The sequence below is a fragment of the Psychromonas sp. SP041 genome, from assembly GCF_000470315.2.
Taxonomy (GTDB): domain Bacteria; phylum Pseudomonadota; class Gammaproteobacteria; order Enterobacterales; family Psychromonadaceae; genus Psychromonas.
In genome coordinates this window covers 1-19,616 of record NZ_CBRF02000043.1, presented here as the reverse complement: position 1 = coordinate 19,616, position 19,616 = coordinate 1, and the positions used below count along the sequence as shown (strand labels likewise).

General features: G+C 36.7%; 16 protein-coding genes. 13 read left to right on the top strand and 3 right to left on the bottom strand.

Annotated elements, in window-relative coordinates:
• Window positions 1-605 precede the first annotated feature (605 nt).
• From SP041_RS18120 to SP041_RS18110, 3 genes are all read left to right on the top strand, one after another.
• Window positions 606-1,301 (top strand): response regulator transcription factor, encoded by a 696-nt coding sequence (locus SP041_RS18120; protein WP_025563012.1) that lies wholly within the window; start codon window positions 606-608, stop codon window positions 1,299-1,301.
• The gene (locus SP041_RS18115; RefSeq protein ID WP_025563013.1) at window positions 1,298-2,659 is read left to right on the top strand and encodes a histidine kinase sensor domain-containing protein; all 1,362 of its coding nucleotides are present in this window, start codon (window positions 1,298-1,300) and stop codon (window positions 2,657-2,659) included. Before SP041_RS18120 ends, SP041_RS18115 begins: the two co-directional genes overlap by 4 nt.
• Window positions 2,660-2,782: 123 nt before the next feature.
• Window positions 2,783-4,726, top strand: coding sequence for a TonB-dependent receptor (locus tag SP041_RS18110; protein WP_037048043.1), 1,944 nt, complete (start codon window positions 2,783-2,785; stop codon window positions 4,724-4,726).
• A 253-nt stretch (window positions 4,727-4,979) separates the two neighbouring features.
• On the opposite strand, the gene SP041_RS18105 is transcribed toward SP041_RS18110, so the two are convergent.
• A complete protein-coding gene (locus SP041_RS18105) occupies window positions 4,980-5,420 on the bottom strand; it encodes a PACE efflux transporter (RefSeq protein ID WP_025563015.1) in 441 nt (146 codons plus the stop codon).
• 143 nt (window positions 5,421-5,563) lie between these two features.
• Here SP041_RS18105 and SP041_RS18100 point away from each other — a divergent pair, with 143 nt between their 5' ends.
• From SP041_RS18100 to SP041_RS18090, 3 genes are all read left to right on the top strand, one after another.
• The gene (locus tag SP041_RS18100) at window positions 5,564-6,472 is read left to right on the top strand and encodes a LysR family transcriptional regulator (RefSeq protein WP_025563016.1); all 909 of its coding nucleotides are present in this window, start codon (window positions 5,564-5,566) and stop codon (window positions 6,470-6,472) included.
• Between the two features lie 206 nt (window positions 6,473-6,678).
• Window positions 6,679-7,227, top strand: a complete 549-nt coding sequence (locus SP041_RS18095; protein ID WP_025563018.1) for a thioredoxin family protein — start codon at window positions 6,679-6,681, stop codon at window positions 7,225-7,227.
• A gap of 457 nt (window positions 7,228-7,684) precedes the next feature.
• Window positions 7,685-8,032 (top strand): hypothetical protein, encoded by a 348-nt coding sequence (locus SP041_RS18090; protein ID WP_137297985.1) that lies wholly within the window; start codon window positions 7,685-7,687, stop codon window positions 8,030-8,032.
• Between the two features lie 251 nt (window positions 8,033-8,283).
• On the opposite strand, the gene SP041_RS18085 is transcribed toward SP041_RS18090, so the two are convergent.
• Together SP041_RS18085 and SP041_RS18080 are read right to left on the bottom strand one after the other, a co-directional pair.
• Window positions 8,284-8,754, bottom strand: a complete 471-nt coding sequence (locus tag SP041_RS18085; protein WP_025563021.1) for an RES family NAD+ phosphorylase — start codon at window positions 8,752-8,754, stop codon at window positions 8,284-8,286.
• Entirely contained in the window at window positions 8,754-9,206 is a 453-nt protein-coding gene (locus SP041_RS18080) for an antitoxin Xre/MbcA/ParS toxin-binding domain-containing protein (RefSeq protein WP_025563022.1), read from the bottom strand. Before SP041_RS18080 ends, SP041_RS18085 begins: the two co-directional genes overlap by 1 nt.
• Before the next feature lie 398 nt (window positions 9,207-9,604).
• On the opposite strand from SP041_RS18080, the gene SP041_RS18075 reads away from it, so the two are divergent.
• From SP041_RS18075 to SP041_RS18045, 7 genes are all read left to right on the top strand, one after another.
• The gene (locus SP041_RS18075) at window positions 9,605-11,086 is read left to right on the top strand and encodes a carboxypeptidase M32 (protein ID WP_025563023.1); all 1,482 of its coding nucleotides are present in this window, start codon (window positions 9,605-9,607) and stop codon (window positions 11,084-11,086) included.
• Between the two features lie 1,306 nt (window positions 11,087-12,392).
• Window positions 12,393-13,454, top strand: a complete 1,062-nt coding sequence (dctP, locus tag SP041_RS18070; RefSeq protein WP_025563024.1) for a TRAP transporter substrate-binding protein DctP — start codon at window positions 12,393-12,395, stop codon at window positions 13,452-13,454.
• Between the two features lie 74 nt (window positions 13,455-13,528).
• Window positions 13,529-14,047 carry a TRAP transporter small permease subunit gene (locus SP041_RS18065; RefSeq protein WP_037048033.1) on the top strand — a complete coding sequence of 173 codons (519 nt, stop codon included), beginning with the start codon at window positions 13,529-13,531 and terminating at the stop codon, window positions 14,045-14,047.
• A complete protein-coding gene (locus SP041_RS18060; protein ID WP_025563026.1) occupies window positions 14,044-15,369 on the top strand; it encodes a TRAP transporter large permease subunit in 1,326 nt (441 codons plus the stop codon). The genes SP041_RS18065 and SP041_RS18060 overlap by 4 nt, the downstream gene beginning before the upstream one ends.
• A 336-nt stretch (window positions 15,370-15,705) precedes the next feature.
• Window positions 15,706-16,650: an ornithine cyclodeaminase family protein gene (locus SP041_RS18055; protein ID WP_025563027.1), complete on the top strand. Its 945-nt coding sequence runs from the start codon at window positions 15,706-15,708 to the stop codon at window positions 16,648-16,650.
• A gap of 330 nt (window positions 16,651-16,980) precedes the next feature.
• Window positions 16,981-17,730 carry an NPP1 family protein gene (locus tag SP041_RS18050; RefSeq protein WP_137297984.1) on the top strand — a complete coding sequence of 250 codons (750 nt, stop codon included), beginning with the start codon at window positions 16,981-16,983 and terminating at the stop codon, window positions 17,728-17,730.
• Window positions 17,731-17,872: 142 nt separating this feature from the next.
• A complete protein-coding gene (locus SP041_RS18045; RefSeq protein ID WP_137297983.1) occupies window positions 17,873-19,243 on the top strand; it encodes a hypothetical protein in 1,371 nt (456 codons plus the stop codon).
• Window positions 19,244-19,616 lie beyond the last annotated feature (373 nt).

The window sequence follows — 19,616 nt, the reverse complement described above, 5'->3', positions numbered from 1 at the left end:
TTCTACTTGTTATTGAACATAGTATTGAATAATATCACCGCATTTATGATAATAGATATCATTTGTATTTAATATTTAAGTGGTGTGATGCCTTCTTTTACAGAGTCGCTTTTATTTATATTCATATATATACCGTACAAACAATAAGATATTAGTTATGAATACGCCGAACAAGGTTATCGATGTAGTCTCGCGAGATACTGCATTGGTGGCAGTATCCGCTGTGATCCAATCAAACTATGCCAGAAAATACTTAACGCCAGCAAATACTTAACGGTATTATGCCGACACTTTTCTCGGAAAGTAGAAGCAGAATGGGATGATCCTCAAGGAATAATAACGTTTAGCATCGGAGTTACTTCAATGCAGGTTAACAAAACAGAGGATGAACTGTCGATTGTGTGTCAGTCAGAAAATGAAGCACTTCTTAAAGACCTAAAGGCATTGATTAACAGGCATGTAGATTTATTTTCTCGTAGGGAAAATATAGAGTTTGCATAGAAAGGTGAAAATTTAAGCTAAAGGGATATCGCATTTATTGTTTTAAAAAATGCAATAAACTTAGCTCAACAATGGACGTTATCATTAAGTTAAAGGAATAAGTTTTGTCTACAACTAATGCAAGAATTCTCGTCATTGAAGATGACCAGTCGTTAAATAAACAACTTAGCGAAATACTAGTAGGAAGATGCTTTTCTGTTGTTCAGTGTTTTGACGGGGAGAGCGGGTTAGAAAAAGCATTAAGTGAAAAATTTGATCTTATTCTACTCGATGTTTTGTTGCCAAAATTAGATGGTTTTTCAATGCTAAAGCGTTTGCGTGCTCATCGTAGCACTCCCGTGATTATTATCACCGCCTGTGGAGCAGAGGAAGAGCGTATTAAAGGCTTCAATAAAGGTGCCGATGATTATTTACCCAAACCTTTTAATATTGAAGAGTTAATGTTGCGTATTGATGCCTTATTAAGACGCACAATGAATACACAAGTTCCTGTTCGAAAACCATCAGAATTAATGGTTGATCTATTTTCCTTAAACAAACGAAACCAGCAGGTACTTTACGATGGTGAACTGGTTGTTTTTACAACCATTGAATTTAATTTGCTTTGGACATTGCTAGATAACCAAGGTGAAATTTTAAGTAAGCCGTATTTATATCAAATTGTTTTAGAAAGAAATTTTAGTCTTTATGATCGTAGCTTAGATATGCATTTAAGCCGTATACGCCGTAAATTAACTGACAACGGCATGCTAGCAGACAGAATTAAAACCGTACACGGTAAAGGTTATTGCTTATCATGAAAAATACGCTTTTTTGGCGCTTATCCGCTTCTATTACCATCGCAACTATTACCTTATTTTCTCTTATTAACTACCTCACTGACGAAACTGAATGGCATATGAGCTTTATTAAAATAGAGCATCAACAACAATTAAATGAGTATGCTAAACATGCAGAGCAGCTTTATCTACAAGGTCAGCACGAACAACTCTCGGATTGGTTAGGTACCTTACAGAAAAATGAAAATACATGGGTCGCTATTGTAAAATCAAGTCTCACACCCACTCTAGGCACTTATATGCAACAAGAATACTTAGATCGATTTGTGTTGGGGAGAGGAATTGATTGGAAAGTACATTTATATTTTAATCAAAACCCAGTGATGGAAGTTCCCTTTGTTGATAAAAATACACACTTTTTAATACAGCTCCCTGAACGTATGCGACCGGGCGCATATTGGCAACATATGGATCTATTACTACAGGTTATTTTACCACTGTTGCCTTTATTATTACTGACTTGGCTTATTTATCAGTATGTCATGTCTCCGTTACAGCGTTTAGGTGCTGCAACTCGAAAATTTAGCGAAGGAGACCACTTAGTTCGCGTTAGGCCAAGCTTAGGATCCCGTAATGATGAACTAACAGATTTGGCTGATGCTTTTGATCAAATGGCTGAAAACACCAATGATTTGATCATAAAACAGCGCCAATTAATTGCCGATTTATCTCATGAATTGCGTACACCTATTACGCGTATGGAAATGGCAATAGGGTCTGCAAAACAAGGTATTTCTGAAACAGAGCTTCTACCTAGATTAGAAAAAGAGACGGCAGAAATTCGAATGTTAATTGAGGATACGTTAACGCTTGCTTGGTTAGAAAATGAAAAACCAATATTGACTGGTGAGGCATTTGACCTGATTGAGCTGATTGATATTATTCTGGAAGATGCTCAATATGAATTTCCTCATGCTCAATTTATTACTTCTTTTCCTCCTCAATTAGCGCTTGTTGATTGCAGCCAACGTGCGTTAGTACAAGCATTAGAAAACCTAATTCGTAATGCTTTAAAATACTCACCAATTAACAAAGCAATCACAATAACCGTTGATAGGAGAGACAAGAGTGTTTTAATTATTATTAGCGATCAAGGAAATGGTGTCCCTGATGAATATTTAGAGAGTATTTTTCAACCTTTTTTTCGTGTTGATAAGTCAAGAGACAAAAGTCCCGATGGTTTTGGTTTAGGTCTTGCCTTAGCTAGACGTCAAATTGAAGCTATCTCAGGTAGTTTAAGTGCCAGAAATTTAAATGAAACTAGTTTGCATACAAAGGCAACAGGTCTGCAGATGACGATAACGCTTCCTTATCCTTAAAACTATATTTAAATGATATTTAATCTCATTTGTAACAGATGTAAAGATCCTTTATTTTTTTATCAGAACCTAGAAAATAGAGGTTGAGAATGATTATCATTAATGGAAATGTGAAATATGAACATGGAAAGAAACATCTGGATAAAAAGAATGGCTATTTCAGTGTCGGTTGCCTCAGCACTGCTAAGCCAATCGTTAATTGCAAAAGAGCAAGATAAAGCCTGGGACACCATGGTTATTACGGGAAAGAGAGCTTCTGCGCTTGATCTCGAAGTAGGCCAAGAACAACTTGAAAAAGCCCAAGCGAGTGACCTTAAAGATATTTTTAAAAATGAAGTAGAAGTTAATGTTGGCGGAGGTTCCTCGGTATCACAAAAAGTCTATGTCCGTGGTTTAGAAACCAATATGTTAAATGTCACTATAGATGGTGCTAAACAATCAGCGAGTACATTTCATCATCAAGGTAGTTTGTCAATTGAACCTGAATTGCTTAAACAAGTAAATGTACAAGCTGGTGCGGGCGATGCACTGAGCGGCCCCGGTGCATTAGGTGGCTCTCTCAAGTTTAAGACCAAAGATCCTGACGATTTGTTATATGAAGGCGAACGTTTTGGCGGGATAGTTAAGGGCGGGTATAGCACCAATGCAAATGCTTATAAAACGAGTCTTAGTTTATATGGCACTTTGAATGATAATTGGAGTGCAATGGGCACCGTGGTGCAAACGGAAGCCGATGATTATGAGGATGGTAGAGGTAATGAGGTTGAATACACTGATTACAACCAACAAAATGCGTTAATAAAGCTGGTTGGTAACTTTAAAAACAATCAACGTTTAAGTTTTAGTTTTGATAATCGCATAGATGATGGTGAAAGGTTAATAAAGCCTAACTGGACTGAAACCGTTAAAAATTCGAGTGTCGATATGGAAGCACATCGTAAAACCGGTACCATAGAATATTCGATAAATCCTGAAAAAAATCAATGGTTAGCTTTAGAAACTAATGCTTATTACACCGAGAATAATATTCACCGAGTAGGTGATGGTGCTGATGGTCAAATTGAAACTTATGGTTTTGACATTCGTAATACCAATAAAATATCAGACCATTCATTTACATATGGTGTTGATTATCGACATGATAAGTCATCTTATGGCAGTGAAAGTGAAGAATCTCGCAGTGAAAAAGGTGATGTTTACGGTGTTTATATACAAGCTGAATTTCAATTAGCACAAGCTTGGTTATTAAATGTCGGTAGCCGTTATGATATTTATGATACAACTGATGCTGACAATCAAAACTTTAAAAGTACAGGTTTTAGCCCGAACGCTAGCATACAATTTACTCCTTTAGACAACCTGCAATTAGCGCTTAGTTATGCACAAGCTATGCGTGGTGTTGAAGTAAGAGAAAGCTTCCTTATTTATAAAGACGGTTACACTAATGCAGCTGATCTAAAAGAAGAAAGAGCTGAAAATATAGAGTTCTCAATTCATTACCAACATGGCGGTCTTGGTCTGTCAGCCAATGTTTATCACTCTACAGTTGACGATGTTATTACCTATGGAGAATGGGGCGAAGACAATTATACAGAATTTAATAATGACGGAGAGTTAATAAATAAAGGGGTTACTTTAGGTATTAATTATAATTGGGAGTCGTTACAAACGAGTGTAAGTTACAATCATAATACTGTTGAATTGAATGGTGAACCATTAGGTGGATATTATGATACAGACCTTGGCATCTCTACTGGCGATACAATCAATACAAGTGTCAATTATCAATTATCAAATTCATTGGAGTTTGGTTGGTCGGCTAACTTTGCAACACGACTGACTGATACTAATGATGATGTTCTTGAAAAAGCAGGTTACGGGGTTCATGATATTTATGGACAATGGTTACCACTTAACGATGATTCATTAACAGTAACGCTATCGATTAGTAACTTATTTGATAAAAACTATCGAGATCAATCAACCTTTGGTAAGACTGTTTATGGAGATGCTGGAGACATGGCACCAGGTCGAGACTTTAGAGCTAATGTTGCGTGGGCTTTTTAAGATAACAAATCGATTGGCTATGATGGCGTTCATTGTGAGTTAATGTTAATTAACTCATCATCATTTGCTCAATTTTAAACGTATCTCATTGCTCTCCATGTTGTGGCTAATTAATATTAGCCACATACCGTTATCTTCTAAAAAAGCTTTTGAGTCTATATCGAGTTAGAAAGCCCTTGTTGATAAGGCTTAAAAATAATAAATGAAGTCTCAAAATAAGAGATTAATAGCGATAAATACTTCATTACCTGCTTCAGGAATGAGCTACTTGGTTTTTATGGATATGCTTCTTTACTATAAACGCGCGTAAATGATCGTAACTCAAGTTAAACACGAAAGCATAAATAGTAATGAAAATCGTCACGCCTAAGTCCATCACAAAAGCATCCCATAAGCTTAAGTCTAAAATAAAAGCCATCACTGGAATAGTGAAAAATAATAATCCTGCCTCAAATAAAAGCACATGTACGATACGTAGTGATAGCGAACGTTTAGTTTTTTCGCCTTTTACGTAGTGGTCAAAAGCAGCATTAAAACTATAATTCCAAATCATTGCCATACTCGCGACAACTATCATTGTTCCTGATAGTGCATTAATATCGTGTTGCGTAAATATCATTAAACCAGTAATTGACATAACAAGTGCTAACACTTCAAATATTACTGAGTGAAACACTCTTTCTACTTTTCCCATTTTTATTACCTAACAATATGATTAATTAACTTTAGAGGTGATTATTATGTCAGGAAATATAAAGATAAAAAGTTAACATCCATCACGAATGGTGATAGCTTAAGATAGAATATAAGTTACAAAATGACCATGAGAGTTTATCAATGTACAGTTTTGAACAATTAAAAGTATTTATTACCGTATGTGAGACGGGATCTTTCTCAGCAGCAGCTCGTAAGCTAAAACGTGCTCAATCAGGTGTTAGTCAAGCGATATCGAACCTTGAAATATCGATTAATCAAACGTTATTCAATCGTGAAAAAAATACGCCCGTTTTAAGTGAAAATGGCAAAGCGCTGTTACCAATTGCTAAGTCAATTCTTCACCAACAGACTTACTTTGAGCAAAAGTTAGCATCTTTAACGAATGAGTATGAAAACGAACTGGTGATAGCCATTGATGAAAGTTTAGTGAGTACCGATTTACTCAATATTTTTACACCTCTTTCAGACAAGTTTCCGATCACCCATATTGAAATTATTAGCACCTCAACCTTTGAAGTAGAAGAGTTAATCAGAACGGGTAAAGCACAGGCTGGGATAATATATGCTGATGGCGAATTAAAGGTCGATATGGACTTTTTTTTACTAGGACAAGCTCGTTTTTTAACTATCAGTTCACCAAATCATCCATTAGCAACACTGGGTTCTGTTCAAGACTCTGATTTAAAAACATACCTTCAATGTGTGCATCGTAGTATTAAACAAAAAGAACTGTGGTTTAGTTATGCCATAAGTACCAAGGTTTGGTATGCGAATACTCACCAAACTTTAATCGATTTAATTAAATTAGGCACAGGTTGGGCTAGCGTACCTGAGCAATTAATAAAACAGGATCTTGAGCAAGGTCATCTTATTACTTTACCTGTTACTTATGAACGTAATGGTTGGTTAACACCGGTGGGATGCTTAATTTCAAGAAGTCATCCTTCGGGGCCAGTATTAACCAGTTTGATCGAAAGCTTACAGCAACACCAATTCAGTAACGATCATTGGGAAGTAAGAAGGCAGTAGTAGCCTGACTATGTAAAGAGCTATGTTAAAAGCTATGCAAATAGCCATGTAAATGAATATCGTACTTTTAAGCATGTTAAAATGGGCGGCAAAGCTGATTTAACAGCATTATTCTACATTTCAAATCAGATCTTAATCGTTACTTAACATAATTTATCCGTTAAGAAAAATTGATATTGAGCACTAACAATACAGGACATTTAATTATGCTACTAGATACACCCATTTGTGATTTTGGCTGGAAAGCCCCTAACTTTACGTTAAAAGATGCCTTCGGTGAAACGTTCACATTGAGTGAACAACTGGGAGAGAAAGGCTTATTAATCGTGTTCATCTGTAACCATTGTCCCTACGTTCAGCAAATTGGCCATCGTCTGGCAGAGGATGCGAAATTACTGATGGCAGAAGGCATTAATGTATTAGCTATCATGTCTAACGATTATGACAATGTACCTTCAGATTCACCGGAGAATATGAAACTATTTTCTGAACAATATGGTTTTACCTTTCCTTATTTAATAGATAAAGATCAATCAATCGCTAAGCAATACGGTGCAGTGTGCACGCCAGATTTTTTTGGATTTAACCATAAAGGTGAGCTTCAATATAGAGGAAGACTAGATGATGCACGTATGAACGATGCACAAAATAGGGTGCCTGAAATGATCAATGCGATGCGTTTAATTGCTAAAACAGGTCAAGGCCCAGAACAACAAACACCGAGCATGGGTTGTTCAATAAAATGGCGAGCGTAAGGCTAATCAAAAGGTTTCTTTGATTCATCTAGAATAATTAAAGCCTTAGCACATTTTCTAAATAACCTCAATTCTGGTAAATAAAGTCAGAATTGTATTTAAAATCATTAGGTTATATTTTTTTACTATTATATTTTATTGCTGTATTTTACTATACAGTGCCGTTATTTTTGCGTAGTTCAAGTCGAATTATTGAAACAATAATCGGTTATTGAGGGATAATTTAACGCAGAAATCAGTGGAAATAACAGTGTTGTATCGCTTTGCTTTTCCAAAACTGAGGTTAAATATTAAGTAATTGATTCTTTAATTAAAAATATTGTATTTAAACACGATCATGATTTTTAAAATATAGCAGGCCAAGAGTCTGAACGTGTGTCTAGAAATTTAATAAAAAACTTTTAAGGTAGATATGGACATTGATAGCACATATATACAGGAGTTAGGTGGCCTTGTTTTGCGTTGTAAAAAAGTCGTAGAAAATCAATGGAATTCGCTTACATTCGTTTTTGACGTAAACGAAGGACACATGGCAAATTCAGGCTTTTTATACAACGAAGACAGTATTCGTCCAGCTTCTGCTCGTATTGAAGATGAACCAATGGCTCTCAATAATAAAATTCGAGCATTTCAAACCGTTATTTTTCAAAAATACGGTCATAGGTTTAAACGACTATTGGTTCAAATTGAGAAAAATACAGGTCGTATTAAAATAGATTTCGAATTTGATAACGCACATCGCTGGACTATTTTCCCATCTAAAATCGCCAAAATGCGAGAAGAATTACGCCCAAATTTTAATTAGTTAAAATCTATTGATTTTTTAGTATTGAAATACTTATAGATAGATGAAGTGTGGAGTAATCTGTAGGATCATTGAACGTTTATATGTATGTCCTAAATCGGCTGGTACAGTTTCCCATGTTGGTATTCTGTTGTGGTGGGCTCAGTCTTAGCCTTAATCGTGGGATTCCTGTTTCACGAATGGGCAATAAATGTATTTATATTAATTTTGCTTATTCTATCAATACGAAGTTCAGATAGTGGTAATTAATTTTACTTAAAAATACGAGGATCGAACTCGAACTCAAGTTTTTTAGACTGGTTGATGATCTCTTTCATAGCAGGGTGGTTAGGGTTAATAACATAGTTCTTGTCTCTAGGTGAGATAGTAGAGGGAACTTGTAAGGTTGCAAACTGTGGCTCATCATCATTTAAGAATTCATCCCCAATGTTTTGAGTTGCCTCACTTGCTGGAATTGCTCGCCATGTAGAAGGTAAATCCTCCTGTTCAAGCTTAACGATTAACGTTTCTGGCATCTCGATGGTATATAAATCATATTGCTTAATAATGCCTGGGTCGTTATTAACGTGTACAAATACCTCTAGACAGCATAAAGACTCTGACTCAGCAAAATACAGCGCTTCTGTTCCTTTTGAATTCCACCTACCGCCAAATAGTTTTGCACCTATTGGACTAAATGGTGCATCAGCAAACTTTTTTTGAGTCAGTCGATAGAGTTTCATTAAGAAAACACACCGTGCTCTACTCTTCCAATAAGATCTTTAACAATCTCGAAGTCTACCGTCGTTGAAACCATATCAAGGGGTCTTTTACCTCCTAAGCCATATACACTTTCTCGCATCCATTTTAGAGCTTGTTTCTCGTCATTAAACAATTCAGAAGCTAGCTTTATGAGCATCGCAAACCGGTATATTGCATCACTTTCCTGAGTATTAAAACGTTCATTATTTTTAAGTCTACGTTTAATAGTGCTAACAGGAATATGCGTTACACGTTGAAATTCACTTTGTGAAAGTTGCGTTCGGTCAATAATGTTTCTATACACTTGAGTTTTAAAACCTTGATGGACCGCTTCAGTTCTGGCGGTTTTAGCATCTTCAATTCCGAGCTTAAACCAGAAATTATTCTTGTTATTATGCTTTGGTTTAAAGCTTTTTAATTCAATTGTTGTCATAAAAGCTCCTTAATTATTTGACTAAACTGGCTCATTTGGTCTTTAATTGTAGACCATTTGGACTTGTTTGTGCAACTATTAAGCAATAAGAGTACTGATAAATAATAAAAGTACTGATAAATAATAATAGTTGCCGAACAGTACGATACCTTATTGAATACTGGACAGGCGCGTTTAAAATTTGATTGCTGATTGCTGATTGCTGATTGCTTAGATAGCCGAGACAGCTAATCAATAATGAATTTTATGCTTAAACGGTGTCGATTTATCTGTTTTCTTACGGGTAGTCTCGCTAATATGTATTGATTGCTCCATGATATCAGCATCTCAGCACCTTCTTTTTTAGTGCCAGTAACCTGTCAGCCTTAAAGACGAAACTTATAGGAAGTAACCAGATTATGTCAAACTACGATCAACTTACCGCTCATTACCAAACAATCAATCACTTTAACCACGCTCAATCTATGTTGGGTTGGGATGCCGCAGCGAACATGCCATCGGGTGGCAATGATGCACGCTCTCAAGCGATGGCAGAATTATCGGTTCATATTCATCGTTTATCGACACAACCACAACTTGAAGAATGGTTTGGAGAAGCACAACAAGAGTCACTTAATGCAGAGCAACAATCTAGCTTACGTGAAATGAAACGCCAATGGCAGCAAGCGACGATTGTGCCTGAGGATTTGGTTCAAGCGCAATCTATTGCAGGTTCAAAATGTGAACATGCGTGGCGTTCACAACGTCAAGAAAATGATTGGGCGGGGTTTGAAAAAAACTGGAAAGAGGTTGTAAAATTATCTCGTGAAGAAGCAAAAATTCGAAGTGAAGCACTAGGTCTTAGCCCGTACGATGCGATGTTGGATAAATATGAACCGGGCACAACAACCGCATCGCTTGATACCTTGTTTTCAGATGTGAAGAGCTGGTTACCAGACTTAATTGAAAAAGTATTACAGAAGCAGCAATCACAATCGATCATTATGCCATCAGGTACCTTTTCGATTGCTAGCCAAAAAGCACTGGGTTTAGAAACCATGAAGTTGCTGAAGTTCGATTTTGACCATGGCCGATTAGATCAAAGTGTACATCCATTCTGTGGTGGTGTTCCATCGGATGTACGTATCACAACGCGATATGATGAAAAAGACTTTGTGCAAGCCTTAATGGGCATAGTCCATGAAACAGGGCACGCGCGCTACGAACAAGGTTTACCAAAAGCATTATCAGGGTTACCTGTTGGGGAAGCTCGTTCAATGGGCGTTCATGAATCTCAGTCACTCTTTTTTGAAATGCAGATCGGTCGTAGCAAACCGTTTATTTCTCACTTATCACGTCTTTCAGCAAACGCTTTTAACGCGCAAAAAGACCCTGTATTTGCAGAAGAAAACTTATATAAAATCTATACGCAAGTTGAAAAAGGCTTTATTCGAGTCGATGCCGATGAAATCACTTACCCAGCACATGTGATCATGCGTTATGAAATCGAACGTGATTTAATCAACGGTGTTATCGAGCATACCGATGTGCCTGAACTGTGGGATCAAAAGATGAAAGCCTCGCTTGGTCTTTCCACTAAAGGCAATTATAAAAATGGCTGTATGCAAGATATTCACTGGACCGATGGCGCATTTGGTTATTTTCCTTCTTACACATTAGGCGCTATGTATGCGGCGCAATATAAAGCGACTATGCAAAACACGGTGGATATAGATGGCGCGATTAAAAGTGGCGATCTCAGTCCTATCTTCCAATGGTTGAGCGACAATATTTGGTCACAAGCATCACTTCACACTACGGATGATTTGATAAAACGAGCAACAGGTGAAACGCTCAACGCGGACTATTTTAGAAAACATTTGGAAGCACGTTACTTATAATTGTTTAGATAACGAATTAACTAAGCAACCGTTTAGATAAACAACTGTGTCGATAAAGAAAAAGGCTAGGCAGATTACTGTCTAGCCTTTTTTTATTTGTCATATATACCATTCACCATTCACCATTCACTATTTAAGATTTAAGATTTAAGATTTAAGATTTAAGATTTAAGATTTAAGATTTAAAAATCAAAAATCAAAAATCAAAAATCAAAAATCAAAAATCAAAAATCAAAGCTCAAGGCTAAGAAAGTCCTGCGGGTCGCCAATTCGAAAACTAATACTGCGTTGTAATATTTGATAAGGACTCGCTATTTCATCATATTACGCCTTGTATTGGTGTCTAAGTTAACGCCTGAATAATGTGTTTTGATTGATAATTGCTATCGCTATGTAGAACATGAATTAATGACGATTAAAACTTTTCATCTCTGAAAACGATTATTTTCCTATAACTTTCATTAATTTTTTCACTAAAAAACAACGTTATTTTTTAAATCTTAAATAAATGTATGACTTTACATTTTAAGCATTTGGTCATACCTATAGCAGAGTTAGGTTAAGTTGTTCATAAACATAAACATAAAGATAATTACTTATGCTTCCGTAAAAATAATCAAAATAGACTGTATAAGATAGATGCTTAACAACTATTACATTTTTGTGATGGCAATGTTGCTATTTTGCGACGGCTATCAACTAATCTGTCAGTTCTAATAACAGGTTTAATGATAATGTGACTTCAGATACAAACTATTAGCAAGTCGGTAACATAGATAATGAAGTGATGGCAACGCTGAGCGCTAATGATCAATCAATACCAATTATTCTCCTTATTATCAAAAAGATGAGGAAGTTTATAAATGGATCATCGTGGTGCTAACTGCACTTTTAATGCTCCTTATCTTTACTCAAATAAGCTGTTTTTTGTACTCTTAATACATTGCCATTAATAATGATATTTCCTCATAAATTGTTAATTTAAATAGCGTTGTTTTTAATTTTGTGAGCTCGTCTTTGTGTTGGCTCCAAATTTGCTTTAACAAAATAAATATGAAAAAACTTACAACAGAAAATTAAAAAAACGATAGCAAGTTGTTAACACTCTCTAACACTTTCTAACACTAATAATGAGGTGTTGATAATGCTTAGATCAAACGAAAAATGAGACTTATTCTACTTATCCACCACCAATTTGACTGAATATTTGAGAAGTGAAATTCTTAATGATGTTCTTAATTATCAGCCAATAACTCTGCTCTAACTTTAATAAATCACTGAACTAACTGGAAACAAAGGAATGAACATGAAATCACTTAAAAAACTATTAACAATGTCATTAATCGCCACTGCGGTAATGTCTACTAGTACCTCCATTAGTGCTGCTGAAAAAGATTGGCGCATGGCAACACCATGGTCAGGCGGTCCTTGGTTAGAGCGTGATGCTCAAAATTTTGCAAATCACGTGAACATGCTGAGTAACGGTGACTTTAATATCAAAGTATTTCCAGGTGGCACCTTAGGCAGTGCATTAAAAGTGACTGAAACGGTAAAGTCAGGAGTCGCACAGTTAAGCCATAATTATATTAGCTATGACTATGGCGTAGATCCAACGACATCATTACTCGCTGGACACTCAAGTGGATTAACACCAGAAGAGTTTATGTTATGGATATATAAAGGTGGCGGTCTTGAACTATACGAACAATTTCGTTTAGAAAAATCTAAAGTTGTCGCGTTTCCTTGTTCAGTTTTAGGTACTGAAATTTTTCTTCACTCAAGTAAAAAAGTGCAAACGCTGGAAGATTTTCAAGGTTTACGTCTAAGAACGTCAGGTGCATGGGCTGAAATCGCCTCTCGCTTGGGAGCATCTACGGTTGTTATGGCAGGTAGTGAAATTTATAGTGCACTTGAACGTGGCGTAATTGATGCTGCTGAATGGGGAAGCCCAGAACTGAATAAGCCGACTGGTTTTCATGAAGTTGCTAAATACGTAATGGTTCCTGGTGTGCATCAATCTGGTGGTGTACTTGAATGTCAGGTAAACAAACGCAAATGGGATAGTTTAAACGAGCAAGAGCAAAACGTGCTACGCAGCTCAGCTAAACTCTCTGTATTCGATTCATGGCTTGCATCTTCATACGCTGATTTAGCCGCTTACCAAGAATTAAAAGATGGTAAGAACGAAATCGTTAATTTAGACCCTAGCTTTATCACCAAAATTCTTGAAGAAACAATGGCATGGGAAGACGAAAACGCTGCAAAAAATCCTTGGTTTGCAAAAGTGCTGACTTCTCAGCGTAAGTTTAAAGAAGATATGAATAACTGGTCAGAGTATCGCCTAAAAATTGGAGAATCAGAACTATAACAAATAAGGGAAGTGGCTGAATTACGGTCTCTTCCCTTTTTTCACCTATTCGGATCAGTCACATTAGGAATACCATGATTCATATCAAGATAATAAAAATAATAGAAATGACAACACGGTTTTTTGGTGGCATTGCAGCACTATTAATACTACCGCTTGTTGCTGCATTGATTATCGAAGTTTTTAGCCGACATGTTTTAGGCTCGCCGACTGTTTGGGCATTTGAAATTAGCTATATGGTAATGGGGACTCTTTTCGTACTTGGGATGGCGAATGCGCTTCGCCTAAAGCAACATGTAAGTGTAGATTTACTCACCATGAAAATGCCAATCAGAGTCGTTGCGTTTATTCGAATGGTATTTTACTTCATGTTGTTGCCAATCCTCATGTGGCTAACATGGGAGCTGGCTTATTATTTTTATGAGGCTTTTGAAAGTGGTGAACGTTCTGGACGCTCAGCATGGAATCCAATCGTTTGGCCTATTTACTTTACTTGGTTCTTAGGATTTTTATTGCTAGTTCTGCAACTGATTGCAGAGCTTATTAAAGCCATCTCCACCCTGACTAGTGGAAAAGAGGATGACTTAATATGAATGAGTTTCTACCTATTTTGATGTTTCCTGTACTTATCTTATTTATCTTTGCAGGTGTTCAGATTGCTTTTGCAATGCTTCTAACAGCCGCTATTTTCGGCTTAATAATGTTTGGTGACGTAACAGCCTATCAACTACTAACAAAAATTGAAGAAACTGCATCCAACTCTATATTGGCTGCGGTTCCGTTATTTATATTTATGGGGGCTATGTTAGAAAAATCTGGCATAGCAGAGCGACTGTTTCACGCTATACATTTATGGACAAAGCGTCTTCCGGGTGGAATTGGTGTAGGGACTATTATCCTTGGTGCTATATTTGCAGCGTCAAGTGGTGTTGTCGGTGCAACCGAAGCAGTTATTGGTCTACTGACTATTCCTGTCATGCTGAAACACCAATATGATAAACGCTTACTATCTGGGGTCATTTGCGCAAGTGGTTCGTTAGGTACTGCTATTCCGCCTTCTATTACCGTGATTGTATTAGGGCCAGTTGCAGGAATATCAGTGGGTCAGTTATTTAATGGTTTGCTTATACCTGGCCTATTAATGGCTGCTTTATTTATTATCTATGTCATTGCCATCGCGTATTTTAAACCCGATATGGCACCACGAGAAATAGATAATGAACCCGGCGTCTCATTGGCTGAAAGATTGAAAGTCACCGTTACAGCAATCATTCCCGCAGCTGCTCTGATCTTTACGGTTCTCGGTACTATTTTACTGGGGCTGGCAACACCAACTGAAGCATCAGCTTGTGGTGCATTAGGCGCTGTTATTTTGTCTGTTTGTTATAGAAGCTGCAAATTAAAGGTCCTTTGGGAGTCGATGTTGAGCACAGTAAACATTACCGCAATGATCTTATTGATTGTAATGGCTGGCAACATGTTTGCAGGCATCTTCTTTGCGACAGGTGGCATGCAAACCGTGCAATCACTGCTAACAGGGTCTGGTTTCAGTCCAACTACCGTCCTTGGCTTGATTCTTTTCATTGCCTTTATTGCAGGTTTTTTACTGGATATGATGTCGGTTGTGCTGATCATTATTCCAGTTGCCATTCCAATTGTCCGTTTGTTAGGTTTTGACGACATTTGGTTCTGTGTTGCGTTCTTAGTGGTATTACAAACCAGCTACCTAACGCCGCCACTCGCCCCGTCAATCTTCTATTTAAGAGCTATTTCACCGCCGAGTATAACGCTAAAGCACATGTACGCAGGTGTCGTTCCTTTTATCGGCATTCAATTGGTTGTCCTATTTGTCATACTCGCTTTTCCAGAAACTGCGCTCTGGTTACCGCGTGTTCTTGGCACTAAAGACTGGTAATTCAGAAAATGTATAACCCAGTAGCCATGTTGCTCTGGGTTATACAAAAGCTGAACACCATGACGAATAACTAAGTTGATGTCTCTATACCAATACAACATTCCCATAATTTACGACATGCTAGGCATTCAATTCATATTAAAATATTGCTCTAGCAAATATTCGTGAGAACCACGTACACAATCATCCCCTGTGTCAGCATCAATTAACTATTGCGAAGTGCATGCATTATTTAAATTGATGGTGAAAATAGCGTGACGAATAATCACTATGCATGCCTAGTAGCTGTCAGTAAAACTCATTTGTAAATAATTATTTATCAAAGGAAATCATAAAATGCATGTAATCGAAGCGTCTGAAGTTCATCAGACAATGAATTTTGAAGAATTGATCCCTGCAATAGAGCAAACGTTTGCAGGTAATCACGGTATGCCGCAGCGTAATGTATTTTCTTTGGAAGAGGACAATGACCATGGCGATGGATTTGCCGTATTACCCGCTTGGAACAATAAAGCAATTGGCGTTAAAGCCTTTACCCATTTCCCTGAAAACGGTCCTAAGGGGCTAGATCGCTTATATTCAAAGATTTTAATGTTTAAACGCGAAACTGGAGAGCCTTTAGCTTTAGTTGACGGTTCCAGTGTTACTTACTGGCGAACCGCTGCAGTCTCTGCTTTGGGTAGTCAATATCTGTCACGTAAAAATGCTAGCCGTTTATTAGTTTGTGGTACCGGTTATCTAGCGTCGTATATGGCATTAGCTCATTCTAGCGTTAGACCCATTACCCATATAAATATTTGGGGGCGTAGTTTAGAAAAATCTGAAAAAGTGGCAGAGCAGGTACGTAAAAAACGCCCAGACATAACCGTTGTAGCCATTACCGATCTTGAAAGTGCGGCAGGTCAAGCAGATATCATTAGCTGTGCGACGGGTGCTGGCGAGCCATTAATTTTAGGTGAATGGGTAAAACCGGGTACGCACACTGATTTTGTCGGAAATCATTCACCAAACCGTCGTGAATGTGACACAACTTTAATTACCAAAGCCAATGTTTTTGTTGATAGCCGCTTAAATGTATTAAGTGAAGCAGGTGAGTTATTAATACCTATCGAAGAAGGTGTGTTTAGTAAAGGTGATGTCAAAGCTGAGTTGGCCGAACTTGCCAGAGGTCAACATCAAGGACGACAAACAGAAGAAGAAATTACCGTTTTTAAAACCGTCGGGACTGCACTGTCTGATTTAGCGGCGGCTTGTTTAGTCGTAGATAAATTAACCCATTAATATGTTCAGGTGATCAAGGAGTGACTGGAATCAGCCATTCCTTTATAGAAAAGCGCTAATGGGTGAGCCCATTGAGATGTTGATAATAAAAAATTATTTTATTTGTTAAATAAGATAATTTAAAGATTTAGTAAATTTAAAACCTTAAAAAGATACTTTTATTATATCTTTAGTGATATTAAATAAGCGAACTATGTCACATTTTTAATGGTAATGATTATTGTTGCTTAATTTGAGTAGGTAGTATGATCACGCTCTTTTAAGAGTATCGACCTTACTTATTAAGTTTTTTGATAAATGAGAATCATTTTTTAAATATATGAGTCTATTATGAATATTACAAAATTGTTAGGAGGAGGCCTCATCGCGATAGCCTCTTTTTCATCCAATGTTTCTTTTGCTGCTAGTTCAGTGCCTCACGATTCTCTTGAGCCGATATCTGGCCTTACAAATACACTTACACAACGTTATCTACCGTTATTAAATATTGGCGATGGTTGTCACCCTTATACGGCTGTTGATGCCGATGGTAACTGGAATGCTGGGCTAAAAGATTCGGGTAGTAATGGTGGGAATTGTAGTTTAGATACCAAGCAACAAGTTTATGTGCGTGGTGTTGAAATAAACGATACGGTAACTGCAATTATGTATGCCTATTACTTTCCTAAAGATAATGGATATTTAGTTGCCTCAATCGGTCATCGTCATGATTGGGAATATGTGATGGTGTTTGTTGAAAATTACAATGATACTTATAACTCAAGCAATGAAAAAATAATAGGTGCAGTGTATTCAGCCCATGGCGGTCTTTCTGCAAGCACAAACCCTAATCGTGGTGGCAATAACAATACCCATATATACATAAACTATGATTTTCATGGGAGTGTTACGCACAGCTTTGCTGAAGGGTCTAAAGGTTCAGTTGATAAACATAGAGCTATTATCTGGGGATTGATGACAGATGCTGCTAGAAATTCCTTAAATATTAGAGATTTTGGAAATGCGGTAGTACCAGTAAGAAATAGAGATAATAAATTTCAAAATGAAGTAGAAAAAGCGAAAGATGCTCTAGGGTTATAAGGTATTTTCGTCATAATAACTCACTCATTATATTTACTACTAAATGTTTGAATGATTTTTTTTGAGTTCAACACGCCTTAAAATCTACTCATGTTTTAAGGCGTTTTCAATCATCGACCTTAACTATTAAAGTGATGCTATTTTGATTCTTTCTCGTCTTATTAAAACGCTATTCATAGCACTGTTAACTACTTTTTTACTCATTGTATTACTTAAAAACGTCATCTTTGATGAGTCAAAAAAATCAACTATATCAACTACTCTTAATCATCAAACTACCTCAATGCTGCCTCATAATGAAATGAATCATAATGATAAAAATCGTTATCAAAACGTAAGTGATAGCTCGGAACTAATCACCTTACTTCAACAAGTTATTGTTGCTGGTAATAAACAATACACAGAGACTCAATACAAGGCATTCTTTGTGCTATGGATGTCGAAAGAGCCTGAAAGTGTAATGGCTTATTTATTAAATTTAAAAGATGAGAATTTTCGTTTCTCCATGTTGTTATTAGCGATGACGGCTTGGTCTGATATTGACTCTGATACCCTCAATACATGGTTATTAACGACGAAGACGGGTACTAAATTAGACTTTGTGATTGTTGAGTTGTCTCAGAATATTAGTATTTCACCGCAGTTAGCTATTCAATATACTGAAAAAATAAATGAGATTGATTTACGTAATAAATCAACCTTTAACATCATACAAAAATGGATCGACACGGATATGTTTGATGCAGTTGGCTGGGTTAGTCAAAACAACGTCGCATATCAACAATACGGACTACCAATATATAGTCTAGTGATTGAAGAGGATATAGATGTTGCACTTTCATCTTTGTATTTATTATCAGATAAAGACCCGTCAATTACTGCTGCCATCATCGATGCAATCACCACTAAAACATTTCAATTAGTTAGCGAAGAGGGATTTGATGCTGATAATATTGCTTTAGCGCTATTGTCATTACCCCATAATGACTTCAATGACACTATTATCGAAGCTATTTTGCCACTTATTTTATCTCATAGTACGACCGACAATACGATATCACTTATCGATAATATATCGAGTGATGAAGTTCGTGATGCGATGCAGCAACAGATGGTAGGGATATTAATGCGTAGCGATATTCCAACAGCTTTAAATTATATTGATTATTTTGAAAGTGATGACAAGCGTCAGCAAGCATTTGATACGATCATCTATCATTGGGCGGAACAAGACTTGTCTGCAGCCAGTGATTGGCTATCATCCGTTGATATAGGTAATAGTGACGCAGGATTTTCTTTGGCTCAAATCGCTGTACAACAAAATGACATTAACATTGCTCAAAAATGGATAAAAGAAATTAAAAATAATTATGATGTAGACGAAATGCAATATCTTATTTTTACTCAATTATACCAAGAGAATACAGACTCAGCGTTAGATTATCTTAATGATCAGACTGATTTTTCTGAGCAAGAGATACACACGATTTTAAGCTCTATGAATAGTAACTAAATTACCTATTATCATGAGTGATTAAAGAGTATTTTGCATAGCACGATTGCTCATAAGGCTTCATCAGTTTGGTTAGGAACAGATGAATTGTTCGCTCTATTTTCAAGTTGTAGTGACAAAGTAGGCAAAGTAATACCGCTACAGCGCAAACTATTTTAGTTAGTTTCTTGATGTTCTTCGTGCAGCGAAGGGACTTTGTGGTTGCTTGTTGTCTTTTAAAATCAAAAACCGATTTAACCACGAAGATTTGATGGGTGGAGAAGGTTAATTCAAAACATTTATTGTAAGGGCTTTCTTCGTGTTCTTCGTCCAGCGAAGCGACTTTGTGGTTGCTTGTTGTCTTTTAAAATCAAAAAACTATTTAACCACGAAG